Raw genomic sequence first — 21,223 nt, forward strand, 5'->3', positions numbered from 1 at the left:
AAGCCTGCCGGGCATTTCTGACCGCTCCCAGACGGCGGCTTGTATTTCTTTTTTAACATCCTTTTAATCAGAGTGCTTTGGTGAAAATCATCTATCAGGTCGCCATCCGGGTTTTCGCTTTTCTAATCAGGTTTGTTGCACCTTTCAATCATAAAATAAAGCTCGGCGTCGACGGGCGGAAGGGCCTGCTGGCGCGGTTGCGCGACACACTTCCGGGGCAGGTCGCGGGGCGGCCGGTAGCCTGGTTTCATGCCGCGTCGCTTGGTGAATTCGAGCAGGGCAGGCCGGTGATCGAAGCCTACCGCGCAGCTTATCCGGGGCATTTTATATTGCTGACATTCTTTTCGCCTTCGGGTTACGAGATCCGCAAAAACTATAACGGGGCCGATCTGATCTGCTATCTGCCATTCGATACGGCCGCTAATGCACATGAATTTGTACAAATCGTAAACCCGAAAATCGCGTTTTTTATTAAATACGAATTCTGGTATAATTACCTCCGTGCATTGCGGAAAAACGGCACGTATATTCTTTCTTTCTCGTCTATTTTTCGTGAAAATCAGGTATTCTTTAAGCCTTACGGCGGTTTTTTCCGGAAAATGCTGGGCGATTTCGACCACCTTTTTGTACAGAATCAAAGCTCCGTTGGCTTACTGAAAAATGTGGGGATCAACGCATGCAGCGTCGCGGGCGATACGCGCTTCGACCGCGTGCGCGCCATCGCCGCCAGTGCGCGCGAGCTGCCTGAAATCGGTGATTTTAAAGGGAATAACCCATGTTTGATCGCAGGCTCGGTGTGGGACGCGGATATGCAGGTACTCATTCCTGCACTCAATGCGTTGCCCGGGCAGTTGAAAGCGATTATCGCCCCGCACGAGATCAAAGCCGACGAAATTGCCGGCTGGCGAGCAAAATTGAACGGTCGTTCCATTTTGTATTCCGAAGTGGCCGCAGGCCAGTCGCCGACAGGATCCGACTACCTCATTATCAACAATATCGGCATGCTTTCTTCCCTATACCAGTATGGCGATGTGGCCTATATCGGCGGGTCGTTCGGGGTGGGGCTGCATAATATACTCGAAGCGGCCACATTCGGGTTGCCTGTTGTTTTTGGAAATAAAAGCTATCACCGGTTCCAGGAAGCGGTAGACCTCATTGAAAGGGGCGGGGCATTTCCGGTAGCGGATTTTGACCAGCTTTTAAAGACGCTGCGAAGCTGGGTAGAGGACCCGGCGGAAGCGAAGCAAGCGGGCCGCATTTCAAGCGATTACGTGCTGTCCGGCGTCGGGGCTACGGATATGATTATGCAGAAAGTGGCGGAATCAATGAGCTGACGTTGCATTTGAATGCACCGTCAGCCATTTAAATATCAGGAAAACTCCTTCGCGATCAGGTTGTCGAACAGATAGGCCTGCGTTCCGAGCAGCCTCGCCTTCGCGCCCAGCTTGGAAATGTGGATCGAAAGCGGGTTTTTAAAATCCGACAGGCAATACTTGTTGATCGCCTGCTCGATGGGGTTGGAAATGAACGGCCCCGCTTCCGCGAGCAAACCGCCCACGATAATCACCTCCGGGTTGAACAAATGCACGGCCGTAGCCAGTCCCTTGCCAAGTTCGGTGCCTACGGTGCTGAGCAGGTCGATGGAGAATTCGTCGCCGGCATGGACGGCTTCGATGATATGCGAAGTCTCGAGCAGGTCGAGGTTGTTGTTCACAAACTGTTTCAGGATCGTCGCCCGGCCGGTTTCAATGCCCTCTTTGGCCTGGCGAATGAGCGCGATGGCGGAGGTAATTGTGTCCAGGCAGCCCACTTTGCCGCAATGGCAGAGCATGCCGTCGGGTTTCACCTGGATATGTCCCAGCTCACCGGCAAAGCCCGATGCGCCATTGAACACCTCCCCGTTGATGATGATCCCAAGGCCCACGCCCCAGTCGATGTTGATCGTCAGCACCTGCGATTTATCCACGGCATACCCAAACCGGTGTTCACCGATCGTCGTCGCCTTCGTATCGTTGAAAAGGCAAACCGGAAGGTCGAAATGTTCTTTGAGGTACGTTACCAGCGGCACACTCGGCGGCGTCAGGTTCATATACGTCAAATTGATCCCTTGCGAAGAGTTGATCAATCCGGGCATGGACACGCCGATGCCCCACAATTTGCTGCGGCTAATGTTGTTGGATTTCAGGAAATCGTCGGTGGAAGCAAAAAGCTCTTCGAGGAAGTTGGCCGAGTCGTCCAGACGAATATCGACTTTCCTTTTCAGTATCAGTTGGTTATGCAGGTCGAAAATGCAGAGCTGCGTATCATGGCGGTTGATGTCCATGATCAGCGTCAGGTACTTTTTAGCATTGAGGCCGTACAAAACCGGCGGGCGGCCAGCCCTGGCAGGCCCGGTGCCTGTTTCCGTGATCCAGCCATCTCGCATGAGGTCGTTCACGATACCGGTTGCGGATGGGATACTCGCATGGAACAACTTGGCCATTTTGTTGATGGAAGTGTCCCCGGACTGATACAAATGCAGCAGCAGGCTGCTTCTGATGCGATTTTTGCGAATATCAATGACCGAACTCGGTTCTTCTGCCACTAAGTCCATTATGCGGAGTAAAAATAATTATAGAATGTTCTTTTTAATTTTCTTTATGATTGGGTGGTACTAATGTATGAAATAATCAGAAAAATCGGGTGTGATTTTAAAAAATATTATTATTTGTTGTAAAATCCTTAGCAGAACGGGCAATTCGCCAAACGTTTGCTAAATAGTAGTACCGGCACAAAATGGGATTTCTAGCTTGAAGGAGATGGATTACACGCAATGCCAATAAAAATCAAGGGCTATTAAAAACTACTTGTTTTGGGCTGCTTTTTGACTTAGCGGGTATTTTTTTCCGACTTCTCCCAAAGTCCTTTTAAATTCGCTGATTCCAAAACAAAGAAAAATGAGTTTAATCAAAGGCCTGGTACTTCGTTCAACGGGTTCGTGGTATGATGTCAGGGACAGCAGGGACGGGCACGTGTGGCAATGCCGGCTAAAAGGGAAGTTCAAGGCATTGGGACTGAAAGTGACCAACCCCATTGCCGTGGGCGACTATGTCAATTTCGAGGTGGAAAATGAAGGTGAAAACTTCGGCATTATCCATGAGATTGAACCGCGCGAAAACTATGTGATCCGTAAATCGGTGCACAAAACGGCTCACGCGCACCTTATCGCGGCGAATGTGGACCAGGCGATATTGATATGCACATTGGTATTTCCCCGCACTTCGCTGGGCTTCATCGACCGTTTTCTGGTTGCGATCGAGTCATTCCGCATTCCGGGTGTACTGGTTTTCAATAAGCAGGATTTGCTGGACGAAGAAATGAAACAATACCAGGCAGCACTGATGGACCTTTATTCTTCGCTCGGTTACCAATGCATTTCCACCACAGCATTGCACGAGCTGGGCCTCGACGCGTTCAAGGCGTTGCTGAAAGGCAAGGTATCGCTGCTGTCCGGGCATTCTGGGGTCGGGAAATCGACGCTCGTGAATGCGATTGCGCCGGATCTGGATATTAAGACCCAGGAAGTATCCACATTCGCGAACAAGGGCGTACATACGACGACATTTGCGGAAATGTTCGAGCTGGAACCGGGCACATTCATTATCGACTCGCCGGGTATCAAGGAACTGGGGCTCGCCGATATGGAGAAGGAAGAAATCAGTCATTATTTCCCGGAAATGCGCGATTTGCTGAACGAATGCCGGTTTAACAATTGCCAGCACATCAATGAACCGGGGTGCGCCGTGAAGGACGCCGTGTCGGAAGGAAAGATCGCGCTGAGCCGTTTCGAAAGTTACCTGAGCATTATGGCAGGGGATGATAACCGGAAGTAGGGATAAACAATGATTGAATGAATGATGAAAAATGTCGAACATATCGGGATTGCCGTTGCGGACCTGGCTGCTGCTGAGGCGTTGTATTCCGCACTACTCAATACCCAGCCTTATAAGCGGGAGACGGTCGAATCCGAGCATGTGACGACTTCTTTTTTTCAAATTAATCAAACTAAAATAGAGCTCCTGGAAGCTACGGCCGAGGAAAGCGCCATTCATCGTTTCATCGAAAAGAAAGGAGAAGGCATCCACCACATCGCATTCGAGGTAGCCGACATCCTCGCCGAAATGCAGCGGTTACGGGAAGCCGGTTTCCTATTGTTGAACGAAACCCCTAAACGCGGCGCCGACAACAAGCTCGTATGTTTCGTACATCCCAAAACCGCGAACGGCGTGCTGATCGAGCTTTGCCAGGAGATCGGGTAGGGCGCCCGTCAGAACGGCAGACCTACCGCGATATTCAGGATCAGGTTTTCTTTTCTCCAACTTTTGCTTCCGAATTTGATCTCGTTGAACACCCACGGGTTTTTGTATTTGATTTCCCCCTCCGGCGTTTCAGACTCGATTTCCTCCGTGTACCACGGCTTGCGGAATGGTGTAGCAAGGTCGAGGCGGAAGATTAAATAAGAAAAGTCGAGACGAAGACCGATGCCACCACCTACCGCAACCTGTTTGAGAAAATTACTACTGATGAGGGCCCGCTCGTCGTAACCAGAACGGTCCGCGCTGCCGAACGACCATATATTTCCCGCATCCACAAATACAGCCCCATTGATAATATCGGTAAACTTCATCCGTATCTCGGAATTGAATTCCATGCGGATATCCGCAAAAACCTGGTAACCAAGCAATGCGATCGTAGAAGTATCCGTTTTGTACGAACCCGGCCCGAGCGATCTTGCCCTGAATGCCCGGATGCCCGTGCTACCCCCGCCAAAATACTGTTTGAATTGCGGTGTTTGCATGTATTTGGAATTCCCGTAGGGCTTAATGGCGCCCAGCAACAAGCGGTTTGCCCATTTGATCGAAGGTGTAATAGTGCGGTAGTAGCGCACGTCGCCGTCCAATTTGACATACTGGAATACCGGCACGCCAAATATCTCTTTCGGAATGCTGTCGGAGCCCATTTTCTTGGCGAAGAGGCTGAGCAGGTTGCCGCCATAATCGATCCCGCCCGTGAGCGCGACCTGGTTTTTGCTGAACGGGCGCGGTGTGGGCCGGTAGGAAATCGAGTAGTTGGAACCCATAATAAGGTACTTCGTTTCCAGTATCCGCAAATAGCGTTGCACGTCGAGCGGGTTGGTATCGGGGTCGAAAATGATCTTTTCGTAGGTTTCGTAATTGATATTCCGGGGCTCTACGAAGTTGATCGAGATCGGGGTCAGCGTGTGTTCCACCTCCTTGTTGCGCCGCCATACGTACGACCAGTCGCCGCGTATCGAACGGGTGGTGTAAAAGTTGCGCTGAATGCGGTTTTCGTAGTTCAGCGAAAGGATTGTTTTAGGTAATGCCTGGCTTTTCTCCGGCCTGATCCGTACAAACGGAATAATGAAGCGCGGGAAGGAAAGATCAGCCTTCGCCCCATAGCGGATATATTCGTTGCCGATGTTGTTGGAAGAATTGCGGTTCCCGCCCAACTGCACGTCAAAGCCAAAGTAGCCGCTGATAGCGAGCATTTCCGCTCCCCTGAAGAAGTTTCTGTGGCGCCAGGTCACATCCAGCTGCGAACCGCCGAGGTTATTGGATTTAGTACTGGCCGAAAGGACCGTTTGCAGCGATTTTTTCTTCATCGGCGCCAGATCATAATGCACATCGAGCAGTGCAGAATCGGAGCGGGGAACCAGGTCGAAGCGGTTTTTGACAAAACGGAAGTTTTGGAGGTTCACGAGCCTTTGCAGCGATACTTCGTGCATGGTATTGGTATACATATTCCCGCGCCTGAAACCGATAGCGTCGTAAAATATCCGTCGTTTGTAATCATTTCCGGGGTCTGTGACGGTAATGCCCCTGCGAAATGGATTGGTCGACGCCACCGGCAGCGAATCGTTTTGCTTGTTTTCCGAGGTGCCGGTATTGACGTAAATGCGGTTGATAAAATATTGCTTAAGAGAAGTTTGAGCGGTCTCTTTTTTGACTTCCAAATACAGGTTTACCTGCTGCGGCGCCAATGTGGAATCTGCCCTGCCAATGGTGGAATCGACTTTTACGATAATGTAGTCGGGATTGAAATAATAGTAACCCTTGCCTTTCAGTTCCTGATCAATCCGCGTGCGCTCGGCCGTAACGACGTCGAGGCGAATGGGATCTCCTTTCCTGAGCAGCGTTTTTCCTTTTGCGAGTACGAGATCCCTGTTGAAAAGCGAGCTGTCGGGCACGACGTAGCTCAGCTCGTTGATCACGTAGCGGGGCATGACATAGGCATCGTACTCGGTAATCGCCGTCCGTTTCTTCTTGTTTTTGTTTGCGACGATTCTGCCTTTAACGGCAGACCGGTAATAGCCCTCATTATCGAGGTAGGCCACCATATTGGCCGCATTGATATCCACAATGCGCTGCGTGGCATAGCGTGGCGGCTCACCGAGCTTTTTGCGAAACCAGCTGCGCAGGCCGCCCTCGTCTTTGGGCTCACCGATCCAGTAATAGAACCATACCTTCCACGGAAAGCCAAAAATCGTCTTATTCGGCGGCGGCTTTACGAGACCTTCCAGCTCCGATGCCACGCCCGACACATTGGGTTTCGAAATACTATCGGGCTGCACGTTCACCTTGTTGCCGACGTAAATGCTCTGGCCTTCGGGTACATACTTGTTGACCGAGCAGCCGCCCAGGAAAATACAGATCGCCAGTATATAACCTATATTACTTCTCATTGCGCTGCTTTTGGAAAATTTCACGGAAAAGGTCATAGTCCGCCGTAATAATAAAACTCACCCCGGTTTCGATAATAAAACCTTCGAGGATCGATTGGTACTGATTTTTACGGTAACCCCGGAACATGTACCGGCCGTCCTTGCTGATCGAATAGTCGAGGGCGATATTGTCAAATACCTCGGTGGAATTACCGGCATTGCCCTGACTTTCAAGCTCGAAGTTTTTACCGACGGAAATTTTCAACCGGTCGTTCAAAAATGCCTTGCTCAGGCCTACATTCAGGTCGGTGCGGGCGCCGGTGGTCTGGTCGGCGGTAGAGTTCAGGCCAATGTTAAGGTCCACTCCCTTGATCAGGTCGGAGGCGAGGTTATTCAGCTGATCGGTCAGGAGCTGGCTCACGCTTTGACGCGCCACGGCTTCGGCACTGGAACCGATGTTGAAGCCGGAGGTCGACTGGTCTGTGATGAACTTGTTGGTAATCAGCAATGCGAATGCCTGCTTGTTCATTTCCGACGGGTTGTTCGTCATATCGCTCCAGAATGTCTGGTTCTGAATGTCGCTCTTGATCTGCTCGTCGATAGTTGCGCCGGGTACAATGTTGAATGTAATGTTAGGCGTCGTCAGGTTTCCGGTGATCACAATCTGGACTTCAATGGGAATTTTGCTGGATCCCTGGAATTTGCTCGAAATGGAGCCCGGGTCCACCATCACCGGGTAGGCGGCCGTGATATTCAAATCCGCCTTCATCGGATCGCCCGTCCACAGCAGCGTGCTGCCTTTTTTGATCTCAAACTGCCGTTTCAGGATTTGCAGCGTCAGGTCGTAGGAGCCTTCCGTCAAATCGTAAGAGCCGAGGAGGAACAGCTGACCATTCGGCGCGATACCGGTGTTCAGCTGTGCATTGCCTTTGAGGCGGATATTGTCGCCGTTCAGTTCGTCGATGACGACCTTAAATTCCGATTTGTCGTCCACATCGATGTCGAGTGAGATCTGAGAGGCGAAATCGACCACGACATTTTGTGCGGTTTCGATCGAGTCCTTTTTGGCGGTTTGCGTGGAATCGCTCATGTCCACAAACTCGATCACCCCTTTCGTAGCGTCGCCGGCCTCGGTGGCATCGCTCGGCATTACTACGGTGATATTGCTGCCCGGATCGACTTTCACGTTACCGTCGATCACCGATTTGGCGCCCACGCCTTTCACGGTCAGGTTTGCATCGATGTTGGCTTTTCCGAAAAACAGCTCGTTCTGCTTCTGCGTCGAATTGAGGACATTGAAATTCTTGGCCGAAATATTCAGGTCGTAACCGACATCGGGCAGCTTGGCGATGTTCACATTACCGTTGATTTTCATCGCCTGGTTAAGCGAATCGGTCAGGGTGAAGTTATTGAAATTGATATTCTGGCCATTGAACTGGATCTTTTGCCCCGCCAGCGAATACCGCGATCCCAGTTGGGTCGCATTGAAAGCTACATTATCGAAATTGATGGCGCCGTTCAGCCGCGGGCTGTCCGTAGAGCCGGTAATGTCGATTTGGCCGGTCAGGTTGCCCTCGGCACGCTTTAACTCGCCGAAACTGAATGCCTCGATCGTTTTTGCACTCAGTTTTTTCAAATCCATTTTGAAATCCATCGGCGTTTCGGAATTCAAATTGTAGCCGCCCCGGATATCGACGTTGTTCTGGTCGTTCACGAGCGACATGGCGACGCGGATCAGGTTCTCCGTTTCATTTGTGGATTTAATGGATAGGTTACCCACCGGAATTTTCGTCACGGCCAGGCTGTCTATCGTAAGCTCGCCGGTATACACGGGCGATGTCATGTAATTGCTCAGCAGCACCTTTCCATTCAAAGTACCGGTAGCGAGCGTAGAGTCGAGCGTGGCGATCTCGATCAGCGGGCCGATCGAAATGTTGTTCATCGCAATGTCCAGCGGGCTGTTCGGCGCTTCGGTCGTGGAATTGATTTTCAATGACTGCCCCTTGTTGCTGATCGTGAAATTCTTCACGAATACGCTGTCGGTCGCATATTGCACATAACCGGCCGTATCGGTTTCCCATTTGTCGTAATTCAGCAGCAGGTTGTCGCGCAGGTTGAGGCGGTAGCGGCTGCCATTCACGGCGAGGTCACCCTTCACGGAATGCCTTTCCGTGTTCACCGAGTCTCGGACGGTGAAATCGAATTTCACGTCGTTGTCCACAATGTCGCTCGTTAGTGACGCATTCTGCATCCGGAATCCGCCGGCATTCAGCAGCCCGATATTCGCATTCAATGCCGCTTTTTCTTCCAGCGTTCCAAAATCGACGGACACGCGCTCCACAATGGTGCTGTCGTAGTTAACCATCGGCACGGTAATCCTGGCAACCAGCGAAGAATCCTTCTGGTTATCCATTTGCGCATGCAGGCCGATCGTCTTCATTTCCCGTATCTGCGGCACGAATGCCTGCACGGCCGGGTGGTTGTTCAGCGTAGCGTCCAATGCGAAGTTGACCGGTTTGGTCACTTCTTTATAAGTAAGGTCGGGTGATTTGAAATGCTTGCCTACTTCGGTCAATATCGCGTCGCCAAGCTCGGTGTAGGAGTACTGGCCCGTCATTTTGGCTTTCAAAATCGGGGAATCGATGTAGGCCTGCCTGCCGCCGCTCGAATCGGTCAGCTGCACGTTAATGCTCGAAATCCCGATCGGCCGGCGGTGGTGCGTGAGGACGAGGCTGTCGACCTGCACGGTTCCCAGCGGATTTTCCGGGTTGGTAGAAGGCATATCGACTTTGATATTTCCCTTCACCTGCAAGGAATCGGCGTAGAGGTTCAGTGCGGTAAGGTCGAGGTTGGTTACTTCGAGATCCGCTTTAACGGAAGGATATTCTTTTGAAAGATCGGCCCGGGCGGTCAGGTCGAGGTCGATATTGCGGTCGTTCATGTCCGCCGAAATGTTAGCCAGGCCGTGGTCGATGTCGCCTTTTAATCTCAGGTTTTGGTAAACATAACCTTTGATATCGGCGCTCTCGATATTTCCATCGAGCCGCGCTATCATCGTTTTCGGCGCATAACCCACCCCTTCAATGTCTGTACGGAAAGTGAGTTTTCCCATTTCGGTGGGCGGCTGTTTAGTCAGCTTGCCGAGGTCGAACTCGGTGAATGTCAGCGTACCGTTATATTGTGCGCGGAGGCTGTCGGTAATGTTTTTCAGGTTGCCGGAGAATGTGCCCGTGCCGAAAGAAGTGTTTACGGTCGTGGCCAGGGTCAGGTTTTCCATCGATCCCTTCACTTTTCCCGAAATCTTCACCGTTTCAGGCAGCTCTATCGAAGCTGGAACCGCGCTGTCGGGCAGCATTTTGAGCAAGTCGGCTTTGGTCGAGGATATTTCATTGATATCCAGGTCCATCGCGAGTTTGTCCGCATTGGGCAGGCCCTGCACACGGCCGTTCGCATTCAGTACCGTGCCGTCGAGCATGGAGAAGCTGGCCTTGGAAATCAGCATATCGTCCACCGAGCCCGTAATCTGTCCCGAGCCTTTCACGAGGCCGTTGGGTACTTTGTCAAATGGCGGCGTTTTGGCCATATCGGGTACCAGCAGCAGGATATCGGCAAATGCAATGCGGCTGTCGGTCAGGCGCAGTTTCAGTTTTACCTTGCCGATGTTGTTCGTGAGCTGGTCGAGGTTTTTGTAGCGCAGGCTCAGCTCGTCGCGCAGCAAGGTATTGGGTGTTTTCAGGTAAAGATTGCGGAGGTAAGTCTCCTGTTCCCCATATGCGAAATTCGTACGGAAGGCGTCGATGCGGAAGCCGCTTTTGTCTTTGAAAGAAGCCGATTTCAATGCTCCGGCAATGTTTTCGGGCGAAAACAGGAAGTTCTGTAAATCGACATTCAGGTCTTGAATGTTCAGGTGTGCATAGTCGAGGCCTTTCGGCACGGCGGGTGTGTTGAAATCGTCGTAACGGATGTCGTTGTTTTCCAGCTTGATCTCGCCCACTTTCACGTACCAGCCCGGAGCATCGGCCGGCGTTCCGGCGGACGTATCCTTCTTCGCAGCCGCGGGCTTGGGCATTTTGGCAAATTCGGCGAAGAGGGACAGGTTTTGTAGAGACACATTCTTCACATCCACGTGCTGGGTGCCCATATAAATGCTGTTGACGTGTCCCGCCACCTTACCTACGGTCAAGCCGTTTTTCAGGCCGGAAGTTTCGTCGTCGAACTGCCATTTGAACTGCCGGATATCAATGTCGCCGACCTTGATGTCCAGCGAATCCGCCGGGTCCGGCTTGGGCTCGGGGCCCGCCTCGGCCGCTTTCAGGGCCTTGTACATGCGCAGTTTCACCTGGCTGTTGTGCAATGCCGTGTTGGTCAGGTGGTATTGGGATAATGTGGGATTGAATTTGTCGAACTTCACGAGCGCCGAATCGATATTCCCCGAAGCGTCCGTGCCGATCACGGCGTCGCGGTACGAGAACCGTACCTTTTTGAGGGAAATCTGATCGAGACGCATTTTGAGCGGCTCCGACTTCGTGGTATCGATCGCAGCCGTATCCGTGCCCGCGAAAGCGTCGACAATGAACTGGAAGTTGAAAACGGTATCCGGCAGCACACGGCTGATATTCGCATTCACATCTTCCAGTTCCACTTTGTTGATACCGATGTCGCCCTTGATGAGGCTGTACATGTCCAGGTCTACGTACAGGCGCTTGCCCGATACGAGCGTATCTCCGTGCAAATCCTCGAAATACACGCCTTCGAGCAGGACCCAGTCCGGTATGTCGAACCGCACTTTTTCGATATTGACCTTGGTTTTGAGTTTTTTACGTAAAAATGAATTCGCCTGGGACGTTAAAAAATTCTGGCCGAACGGCGTCTGGATGCCCCAGATCAACACGCCAACCAGAATCAATACTGTCAGGATTATTATGGCCAATACTTTGAGTGCTTTCTTCATCCCCGACTGTTTTCCGCCCTATCCGATACAGGCGTTGAAAAACTTGATTTTCTTATCTTTTAAATAACTCTACATTCACCTGGTCGTTGACCGTCAGCGCCGATTTGATCGTCACGGGTTTTTTGTCCGTGCTATTCAGTTCCACGAGTTTGGTGGGATATAAAATACCGTACGCGGATTTGGCGTAATCTGATAAATCCGTCGTGATTTCCACACCGGCCTCGGATGTTTTCTGACGCACAAGCAAGCCGGTCTTCGCATCGAAATAAAGGTTGTATTTAACGCCTTTGCCTTGCAGTTCCACATTGTTGACCGGCACGCCATTCAGCGTTTCGGTACCCACGGTGGTCGCGATCAGGCCGCGGTTTTTATAATCTATAAAAGGTACCAGGTTATCGTAGAGCTCTTGGCGCATATTTTGCTGTTCGGCCTGGCTGAGGTCTTTCACATCCACTTTCGGGCCGATAGGCACCTTTACCCATCCCTGATCGCCCTTCACGGTATACACGAAGCTGCGTTTCATGATGGTTTTGTTCTTGTAAATCGATTGGTCGGGCAGCGAGGCGGTAATCACGGCATCGTACGGCGTGGCTGCCGCGGCGGCGTAGCTCCGTTTGATATTGTAGGATTTAACCCCGTCCCACAATGCCTTTCCTCCGGTTGCTTTGTAAAACTGTGCGAATATGGAGTCAGCAGGCAGTTTCTGTGCGTAAGTACCGACCGATACCATCAGCATCGCGGCCAGCAATTTGAGCTTTTTCATTGGTTTGTGAATTTGTGTTTAAATGTTCCGGCACCTTTTCGGGGTTCCGGCTTTTAGATAAAACGACGTGTTTGGGGTTTAAATAAGTAAAATAAATCGACTCCTGCGCGAGGTATTTGCAAAAACCGTTCCATTAGGGAGGATGTGGTGGAAAACGGGCATAGCGGGCCGTTTTCGAATGCATTGAAACTGCTTGTAAATGAAAAGGAAGGACCGATGGCAGCCCTTCCTTTCACATATATTAACAATTTTAAACCTGCTGGTCAGGCGTCGTCGCCACTTGCGGAAATTTTGCCAAACCTGTATTGGAATGTCACATTTACAAGGCGGTTGGTCTGGTGCCAGTTAGACGACTGCGAATACGTGTCGGTGGCGAGCTGGCTGCGGTAGTTCCGCGAGAGGAAAATGTCCTGTACGTTGAATGAAATCGTCGCTTTCTTTTCAAGCAGATCTTTACGGATACCCATATTGGCGATGAAAACGCCGTCACGCGTGCCTTGCGCGATCGCACGTGGGCCTTCGTAATTCACATAGGCGGATGCGCGGAAGTCGGCCGGGAGGGTGATGAATGCATTGAGGTTACCCGAGTAGCTCCACGTCCGGTTGTCGATCTGCGCAATGGCCGAGACGACCTCGCTGCGGAACACGCGGCCGCTGCCGTTGATTTTCAGGACATCGCCAAAGAGTTTCTGGGAGAAATCGGTTTCGAAACCGTAGGAAAGTTCGCGGCCCACATTGTCGTAGCGGGTTAGCGAAACGCCCGCCTCGTCGATGGTGCGGATCTGCGTGATCGCATTGTTCGAGTAATCCATGAACAGCGACGGCCCGAAACCGCCGTTCGCCTCATAATTGGAATAGCCCATTTCGGCCTTGTGCGTAAACTCCGGACGGAGGTTCGGGTTACCGGTTTTCACGTTACGCGGATCGGACACGTCGGTGAACGGGTTCAGCCAGTCGGCTTCCGGGCGCTGCACGCGGCGGCTGTAATTGAGCTTGATCTGCGACGATTCGCCCAGCTTGCGGGTAAGTGCGAGCGAAGGCACGAGCGTGAGGAAATGCACGCTGAACTCCTGGTTGCGGCTCACCTGGTCGATGTCCTGGTTGTAATCCGTCACGCGCAGACCGGCCCGGATGCCCCAGAGGTCGGTTTTTTGCGAGAAGGTCATGAAACCGGTGTAGGTCGCGTCCTTATAGCCGAATACATTGCTGATATTGTTGTCGAACACGTAGGAATTGGTCTCGCGGTCGAGGTTATAGAATGCATTCACATTGTCGTTGGCGCTGGTACGCGAGCGGAGGCCGGCTTCCAGCGTCGCTTTGGGCGTAATGGGCCAGGTGTAATCCGCATTGAGGAACAATGAATGGCGGTTGTTGTTGCGCAGGTTCTGCTGGTTGCGCATCAGGCTGTCGATCGTGCTTTCCTGCGCGAAATACGACTCACCGTCCGACCCGCCCAGCGAGTAGCTGGAATTGAAGTTTAACTGATGGTCTTTTTCCGCGAATTTCAACCGGTAATCCAGGTTAAAGTTCACGTTGTCGCCATTGCCTTTGCTGTTGTTCAGGCGGCGGAATGTTTCCGAAACGACACCGGTTGCGAGGGTGGTTTCGTTGAGAATGTTGCTATTGTTGCGGCTGTTGTCGCGCGAGTAGTTCACGCCCGCTTCGATCGAATTCTTGTCGTTAAAATCGTAGTTGACACCCACGCGGCCAAATGCATTCTTGCCTTTGTTGCCGCCGGTCCCATCCTGCTGCAAACGGGTGGTTTGCTCGGTCACGAAATTATCGCGGCTCAATGTCCGTTCCCAGGTCATGGCGCGCGTCTGCCCGCTGAGCGAGGCATTCAGGCCAAACTTGCCCGATTTGTAGCTCAGGTTACCCGAAGCCGCATTGTTGTTCCGATTGCCGATACTTAACCGTGCGCCGCCGTTCATACCGCGGATCTTCGTTTTTTTCGTGATAATATCGATCACCCCGGAAGCGCCCTCGCCTTCATATTTGGCCGATGGCGTCGTCATCACGTCGATGCGTTCGATGAGGTTGGCGGGGAATGATTGCAGAATGGTAGGGAGGTCGGAGCCGTAGAGGTTGGAAGGCTTGCCGTCGATGAGCACCACCACATTACCTTTGCCGCGCACCTGCGGGTTGCCGTTTTCGTCGAGCGACACGGCGGGTACTTTTTCAAGCAGGTCGCTCACATTGTTACTGGTAGCAAGCATATCCTTGCCGATGTTGACGATTTTCTTATCGATATCGTCGACGATCATCGTTTTTTCGCCTTTCACCACCACTTCGGCCAGTTTCTGTGCTTCGGCAACGACGGTAATACTGCCGAGGTCGAGCAGGGGCGCTTCGGCGGCCAGCTTGATATTGGGTTTGTAAAGCGTTTGGTAACCCATATTGGTCACCCGCAAAATGTAGTTGCCGGCAGCCACTTCGGCGATGGTGAACAGGCCGTTCTCGTCGGCCACCGCGCCATTCACGAGCGAAGAATCTTTCGGTGCCAGCAAGGCGACCGTGGCAAATGCAACCCCGGCGTTGCTCGGGCCCTCCACGATTTTGCCCACGAGCTTACCACCCACGGCGCGCTGTGATTTTGGATGATTCACAGGACGCGATGCGTTGTAGGGAGATGCAAGAAGGAGTTGTGTAGGTAAAATTAAGGCAATACTGTTAAGAAACAGAGTTCTTTTCACGGGTATAGGATTTTAGATTTTATTAGGAGTTAAGTAAAGCAAAACGGCTGATAGCGTGTGGAGAAATGTAACAAAAACAAGCTGTAACGCTTTAAAAAGTACAAAGTTACATGTAATTATGGTAACGTACCCTTTTTTGAAATAATTACATAAAATTATAAAAAATTTAAGAACGGCCGTATTTTAAATGGGGAAGACGTTAACTTGCAGTATTTTTAAATAATTTTAATAAATCCAGTTTTCCCACTTCATGAAACGCTTCCTTTTTGGACTGATTTGTTGCGTGCTCGTACACTCTGCATTTGCGCAAATCCATGTAATTCCCAAACCTACCCAGGTCCTGACCGCCAAAGGCGCATGGACGCTGAAAGCTAAAACAAAGATCGGCGCACCTGCCGATGCCACATGGCAACACGTAGCCGGGATGCTGGCTGCGCAATTGGGCAAAGCCACCGGCAATGCGGCGCAGGTGGCCAAAGGCAAGGGCGACATTACCCTCGTTACTTCATCGGATGCAAGCCTGGGCGAGGAAGGCTACCGCCTCCTTTCGACCCCGAAAGGCGTGACCATTCAGGCGCAGACGGCCAAGGGTGCATTCTATGGTGTGCAGACATTGCTGCAAATGCTGCCTGTGGAGATTTTTAGTGATAAACCGGTAGCCGGTGTGAAGTGGACCGTGCCTTACGCCACTATCAAGGACGTGCCCCGCTATGCTTACCGCGGTTTGATGCTCGACGTTTGCCGTCATTTTATGCCCATTGAATTTGTGAAAAAATACATCGACCTGATCGCGCTGCATAAGCAAAACCAGTTCCACTGGCACCTGACCGACGACCAGGGCTGGCGTATCGAGATCAAGAAATACCCGGAACTGAAAACGATCAGCTCGAAACGGAAGGAGACGATGAAAGGCCATTACCGCGACCAGAAGTTCGACGGAACGCCGTACGAAGGTTTTTACACACAGGAAGAGATCAAAGAGGTGATCAAATATGCCGGGGACCGTTTCGTGAATGTGATCCCGGAAATCGAAATGCCGGGCCATGCACTGGCGGCGCTGGCAGCTTACCCGCAGCTGGGCAACAATCCCGATAAAATTTACCAGGTAGGCACTAAGTGGGGTGTGTACGACGACGTGTTCATGCCGCGTGAAGAGACATTTAAATTCCTGGAAGACGTGCTGACCGAGGTGATCGACCTCTTCCCGAGCAAGTATATCCACATCGGCGGCGACGAATGCCCGAAATTGCAGTGGAAGGAAAGCCGTTTTGCCCAGGATCTGATCAAAAAGGAAGGTCTGAAAGACGAGCACGGCCTGCAAAGCTATGTGATCAAGCGAGTTGACAAGTTTATCACCTCCAAGGGCCGCCGCATGATCGGCTGGGACGAAATCCTTGAAGGCGGCCTCTCTCCTAATGCGACCGTGATGAGCTGGCGCGGCACCGAAGGCGGCATTGCGGCGGCCAAGGAGCGCCACGACGTAATCATGACGCCCGGCGGCTTCTGCTACCTCGACCACTACCAGGCCGACGCCAAAACGCAGCCCGTGGCATTCGGCGGCTTCACCGACCTGGCGAAGTCCTATTCATTCGAGCCCACGCCCGCGGAGCTGTCGGCCGAAGAAGGCAAGCACATCCTGGGCGTGCAGGGCAACGTCTGGACCGAATACATGAAAACGCCTGAATACGTACAATATATGGTATGGCCACGCGCCACGGCATTGGCCGAAGTAGGCTGGACTTCAAAAGAAGGCCGTAACTTCGAAGATTTCAGCAAACGCCTCGAAATCCACAAAAAACGCCTCGATTTCCTGGGTGTCAATTACTTCGGCGCTCCCATCAACAGCCAGTTCGAATACGTCTGGCCGGAGAAAAAGTAGTCGTGTTACTTCATACATTGGTAAAAGCACCCCGCACCGGCGGGGTGCTTTTTTTGGTTATATTTGTTTTAAGGCAACGTTCAACTATGGAAAGGAAAAGGATAAAGGTCTTCGAATCATTCGAGGAGCTTGATCAGGACCAGCTGGAATCATACATCAACGCTACTCTTGACGAGCGGTGGGAAGCTTATTGGAATCTGCGCAGGTTTCATAAAGCTCTTTTTCAAGAAATTGGAGAGGATATGGTCTATCCGGAAGCAATCAGCAAATTGATTTTTTCTAAGCCTAATCAACGATCTTCGGGAAGTTAAAACACTTGCCCGGCGCCCGAAAGACCTTCACGATGTGCTCATGATTGATGAGCTGCTGGAAAAGATCGCTATAAAATCAAAGGGGGGCGATGGTACTAAGTAGTATGATGCGTTGCTAGTGGAACACCTAAAATAAAATTCCCCAACCCACCTCCCCCTTCCTGCGAAAGATTCTATTTTTGCAGGATGTATAAGATTCTCATCTCCCCTATACTTTTCCTGTTTGACGCTGAGCGCATTCACCATTTGGTGTGCGAGGTGCTGCATTTCGCTTTCAAAATCCCCCTCGTGCCGCGTATCATGCGGGCAATGTACACCTACGAGCATCCCGATCTCGTGCAGGAAGTGGCCGGATTGCGGTTTCGTAACCCGGTAGGACTGGCGGCGGGGTTCGATAAGAATGCGGAAATGGTGGACCAGCTCGAAGCATTGGGATTTGGATTTATCGAAATCGGGACGGTGACGCCGCGCCCGCAACCGGGCAACGACAAGCCGCGCCTGTTCCGCCTCAAAAAAGACAAGGCGCTCATCAACCGGATGGGTTTCAATAACAAAGGCGTGTCCGTAGCGGCCGCGAAACTGGCCAAGCGCAAATCTACGATCCTGGTAGGTGGGAATATTGGTAAAAATAAGGATACCCCGAACGAGCAGGCGCTGAGCGATTACCTGATCTGCTTTCGCGAGCTGTTCGACGTGGTCGACTATTTTGTGGTCAATGTAAGCTCGCCCAACACGCCGGGCCTGCGCGATTTGCAGGAAAAAGGACCATTGACCGAAATATTGAAGGAATTACAGGCCCGCAACCTTGAAAGGGCCGCTCCGAAACCGATTTTTCTTAAAATTGCCCCCGACCTGACCAATAGCCAATTGGACGATATTATCGATATTGTAAAGGAAACGGGCATTGCGGGCGTGATCGCGACCAACACGACGATCAGCCGCGCGGGCCTCGCCACCGAAAAGTCGGAAGTGGAAAAAATAGGGGCGGGCGGATTGAGCGGAGCCCCGCTGACACATCGCTCGACGGAAGTAATTCGTTATCTTTGTGAACAATCCAACCATGCTTTTCCCGTTATCGGAGTCGGCGGTATCGCCACTCCCGGAAACGCTTTGGAAAAAATAAATGCAGGTGCCGGCCTGATTCAGCTTTATACCGGCTTTATTTACGAAGGACCCGGTGTGGTCAGCAGGATCTGCAAGGCATTGGTCAGCAAGTAAAATCAGAAACACAGCACGTCACGCATTCCCGGATTTGAAATAAATGTCAGTTAACAAGCCAAGAGGTAACACACAGCGCCAGAAACCGGAGGAGGCGGCAGCTCCCCGTTTTCGTGTATCCCTCGACTGGGAGCACATATTCACCAGCCCGAAGAACACTTTGGCCTGGGGTACATTCTTCATCATCCTGGGGTTGATTCTCGAAACCTCATTCTTCTCGTACATCATTACCGGCCTCTCCGATCAGAGCGTACTCGATGGCCTGGGGCATCAGTCGATCCGTGACGCCGGGCGGCAAACCCAGAACTTCCTGGGCGTGCTCGGAGCGGTGGTATCGCATATTTTCGTCTATCGCTGGTTCGGCATCGGGGCTTTACTACTGCCGCTGGTACCGTTTGTAGCGGGCTGGAAAATGGCATTCGGCCGAGAAATACTGCCATTGAGCAAAACCACCAAGGAAGTGATATTCTTTACGCTCTGGGTGAGCGTGCTCATGGGTTACATCGTACTCATGAGCAACAATGAGAGTACACTCAGTTTCCTGTCGGGAGGTTTTGGCTATCAGGTTAATATCTCGTTTTTCGACTGGCTCAAATGGGGCAGCATTGTGCCGATCCTGTTTGCATTGTTCGTATTCGCCGTGTTCTTCTATGACGTCCGCGACCGGTATGAATCATGGCAGGCCAAACATGCCAAACCGGAAATGACGCCGGATGAAGCGAAAGCGGAAAACGCTGCGCAGAACGGTGTGGAAGAGCCTGCTGTGCCCGAAAATGCATTTGTGTCCGTCGTGAACGATACTTACGACGACGAGGTACTGGCCCCGGAAGAAGAACCCGACCTGGATATGGAAAGGGAGGAAGAAGCGCCTGCCGTGGTGCCGCATCCGGCCGTGGTATTACCGGTAGCGCCGCAGGTGCCGTCCGTGGCCGCCTCCGCTACCGTGGAGCTGCCTGTTATGCCGATGGAAGTGTCGGCCGTGCCTTCCGAGCCGCTGTTGGAGCTCGAAGTGGAGGATACGACGCAGGTGAAAGAGGCTGCCGAAGAGGAATTCGAAGATGAGGACGTCAATGCGTCCATTCTCCGCGAATTTGGTCAGTATGACCCGATGCTCGATTTGCCGTCCTACCATTTCCCGAATATCGACCTGCTGAATGAGGTTGTAGAAAACCAGCATGAGAAAGTAAGCCAGGAAGAGCTGGAAAGCAACAAGACGAAGATCGTCGATACGCTGGGCAGCTACGGCATTAATATATCGAAAATCAAAGCTACCATCGGGCCGACGGTGACGCTGTACGAGATCATCCCGGAAGCGGGTGTGCGTATTTCGAAAATCAAAAATCTCGAAGGCGACATTGCATTGAGCCTTGCGGCACTTGGGATCCGTATCATCGCGCCGATGCCGGGCCGGGGTACGATCGGTATCGAGGTGCCGAACAAGAACCGCGAAACGGTTTTTGCGCGGTCGGTATTGGCGAACGAGCGGTTCCAGAAATCGAACTACGACCTGCCGATTGTTTTGGGTAAAACCATTTCAAACGATATCCATATCGCCGACCTTGCCAAAATGCCCCACTTGCTCATGGCGGGTGCGACGGGGCAGGGTAAGTCCGTTGGGTTGAACGTAATCCTGGCTTCGTTGATTTACAAAAAGCACCCGGCGGAGCTGAAATTCGTGCTCGTAGACCCGAAAAAGGTAGAATTGACCCTGTTCAACAAACTGGAAAGGCATTTCCTTGCGAAGCTGCCGAACGCCGAAGAGGCGATCATTACCGATACGAAAAAGGTAATTTTTACCCTCAACTCATTGTGTATCGAAATGGACTCGCGCTATGACCTGCTGAAAGAGGCGGCGGTGCGGAATTTGAAGGAATACAATGCCAAATTCGCGGCGCGGCGCCTGAACCCCGAAAAGGGGCACCGGTTCCTCCCTTACATTGTCCTGGTCATCGATGAGTTAGCGGATTTGATGATGACGGCCGGCAAGGAAGTTGAAACGCCGATCGCACGCCTTGCGCAGCTGGCCCGTGCCGTGGGTATCCACCTCGTGGTAGCCACGCAACGACCTTCGGTGAAGGTTATTACCGGTCTGATCAAGGCCAACTTCCCGGCGCGCCTCTCGTTCCGGGTAACGTCCAGCATCGATTCCCGTACGATCCTCGATATGGGCGGAGCGGAACAGCTTGTCGGACAAGGCGATATGCTTTTGGCGATTAACTCGGAAGTGATCCGTTTGCAATGTCCGTTCATCGACACGCGGGAAATCGAAGATATTTGCGAATACATCGGCGGGCAGCGCGGTTACGACGAGGCCTATGCATTGCCTGAATACGAGGGTGAAGACGCCGCGGAAGGCAAGGCGGAACTCAACCCGGACGATTTCGACAGCCTCCTGCCCGACGCGGCACGACTGATCGTGACGCACCAGCAGGGCAGTACTTCGTTGATCCAGCGGAAAATGAAGCTGGGTTACAACCGCGCAGGCCGTATTATGGACCAGCTGGAAGTGCTCGGGGTAGTGGGGCCATTCACCGGCAGCAAGGCGCGCGACGTCATGTTCCACGACCTGAACATGCTCGAAGAACACCTGCGCGTGATGGGTGTCAACTAGGTCTGCACGTTAAACCTTCGGGATTGTACAGCATCTAATCATTTGAAATATTTCACTTAAAACCCCGTTCTAATAA

The 21,223-nt window shown here is 52.1% G+C and carries 11 protein-coding genes; 6 read left to right on the forward strand and 5 right to left on the reverse strand.

Going from position 1 to position 21,223, the window contains the following annotated elements; all coding sequences use genetic code 11:
- The first annotated feature begins 77 nt into the window (after positions 1–77).
- Positions 78–1,334, forward strand: a complete 1,257-nt coding sequence (locus H144_RS0100320) for a 3-deoxy-D-manno-octulosonic acid transferase (RefSeq protein WP_019940024.1) — start codon at positions 78–80, stop codon at positions 1,332–1,334.
- A gap of 35 nt (positions 1,335–1,369) precedes the next feature.
- Here H144_RS0100320 and H144_RS0100325 read toward each other — a convergent pair whose 3' ends face one another.
- Entirely contained in the window at positions 1,370–2,593 is a 1,224-nt protein-coding gene (locus tag H144_RS0100325) for an ROK family transcriptional regulator (RefSeq protein ID WP_019940025.1), read from the reverse strand.
- A gap of 343 nt (positions 2,594–2,936) precedes the next feature.
- On the opposite strand from H144_RS0100325, the gene rsgA reads away from it, so the two are divergent.
- Both rsgA and mce read left to right on the forward strand, forming a co-directional pair.
- Positions 2,937–3,872 carry a ribosome small subunit-dependent GTPase A gene (gene rsgA / locus H144_RS0100330; RefSeq protein ID WP_019940026.1) on the forward strand — a complete coding sequence of 312 codons (936 nt, stop codon included), beginning with the start codon at positions 2,937–2,939 and terminating at the stop codon, positions 3,870–3,872.
- Between the two features lie 21 nt (positions 3,873–3,893).
- A complete protein-coding gene (gene mce, locus H144_RS0100335) occupies positions 3,894–4,298 on the forward strand; it encodes a methylmalonyl-CoA epimerase (RefSeq protein ID WP_019940027.1) in 405 nt (134 codons plus the stop codon).
- An 8-nt stretch (positions 4,299–4,306) separates the two neighbouring features.
- Here the strand turns inward: mce and tamL are convergent, their stop codons facing one another.
- The 4 genes from tamL to H144_RS0100355 all read right to left on the reverse strand — a co-directional run bounded on the left by tamL (position 4,307) and on the right by H144_RS0100355 (position 15,041).
- Positions 4,307–6,742 (reverse strand): translocation and assembly module lipoprotein TamL, encoded by a 2,436-nt coding sequence (gene tamL, locus H144_RS0100340; RefSeq protein ID WP_026350276.1) that lies wholly within the window; start codon positions 6,740–6,742, stop codon positions 4,307–4,309.
- The gene (locus tag H144_RS0100345) at positions 6,732–11,672 is read right to left on the reverse strand and encodes a translocation/assembly module TamB (RefSeq protein WP_019940029.1); all 4,941 of its coding nucleotides are present in this window, start codon (positions 11,670–11,672) and stop codon (positions 6,732–6,734) included. The genes tamL and H144_RS0100345 overlap by 11 nt, the downstream gene beginning before the upstream one ends.
- A gap of 52 nt (positions 11,673–11,724) precedes the next feature.
- Complete coding sequence (locus H144_RS0100350; RefSeq protein ID WP_019940030.1) at positions 11,725–12,435, reverse strand: hypothetical protein; 711 nt, start codon at positions 12,433–12,435, stop codon at positions 11,725–11,727.
- 263 nt (positions 12,436–12,698) lie between these two features.
- Positions 12,699–15,041 (reverse strand): TonB-dependent receptor, encoded by a 2,343-nt coding sequence (locus H144_RS0100355; RefSeq protein ID WP_019940031.1) that lies wholly within the window; start codon positions 15,039–15,041, stop codon positions 12,699–12,701.
- A 337-nt stretch (positions 15,042–15,378) separates the two neighbouring features.
- On the opposite strand from H144_RS0100355, the gene H144_RS0100360 reads away from it, so the two are divergent.
- From H144_RS0100360 to H144_RS0100375, 3 genes are all read left to right on the forward strand, one after another.
- Positions 15,379–17,007: a beta-N-acetylhexosaminidase gene (locus tag H144_RS0100360; RefSeq protein WP_019940032.1), complete on the forward strand. Its 1,629-nt coding sequence runs from the start codon at positions 15,379–15,381 to the stop codon at positions 17,005–17,007.
- Positions 17,008–17,504: 497 nt separating this feature from the next.
- Complete coding sequence (locus H144_RS0100370; protein WP_019940034.1) at positions 17,505–18,536, forward strand: quinone-dependent dihydroorotate dehydrogenase; 1,032 nt, start codon at positions 17,505–17,507, stop codon at positions 18,534–18,536.
- Between the two features lie 43 nt (positions 18,537–18,579).
- Positions 18,580–21,147, forward strand: a complete 2,568-nt coding sequence (locus H144_RS0100375; protein WP_026350277.1) for an FtsK/SpoIIIE family DNA translocase — start codon at positions 18,580–18,582, stop codon at positions 21,145–21,147.
- Positions 21,148–21,223 lie beyond the last annotated feature (76 nt).

This window comes from Dyadobacter beijingensis DSM 21582 (genome assembly GCF_000382205.1).
Lineage (GTDB): Bacteria > Bacteroidota > Bacteroidia > Cytophagales > Spirosomataceae > Dyadobacter > Dyadobacter beijingensis.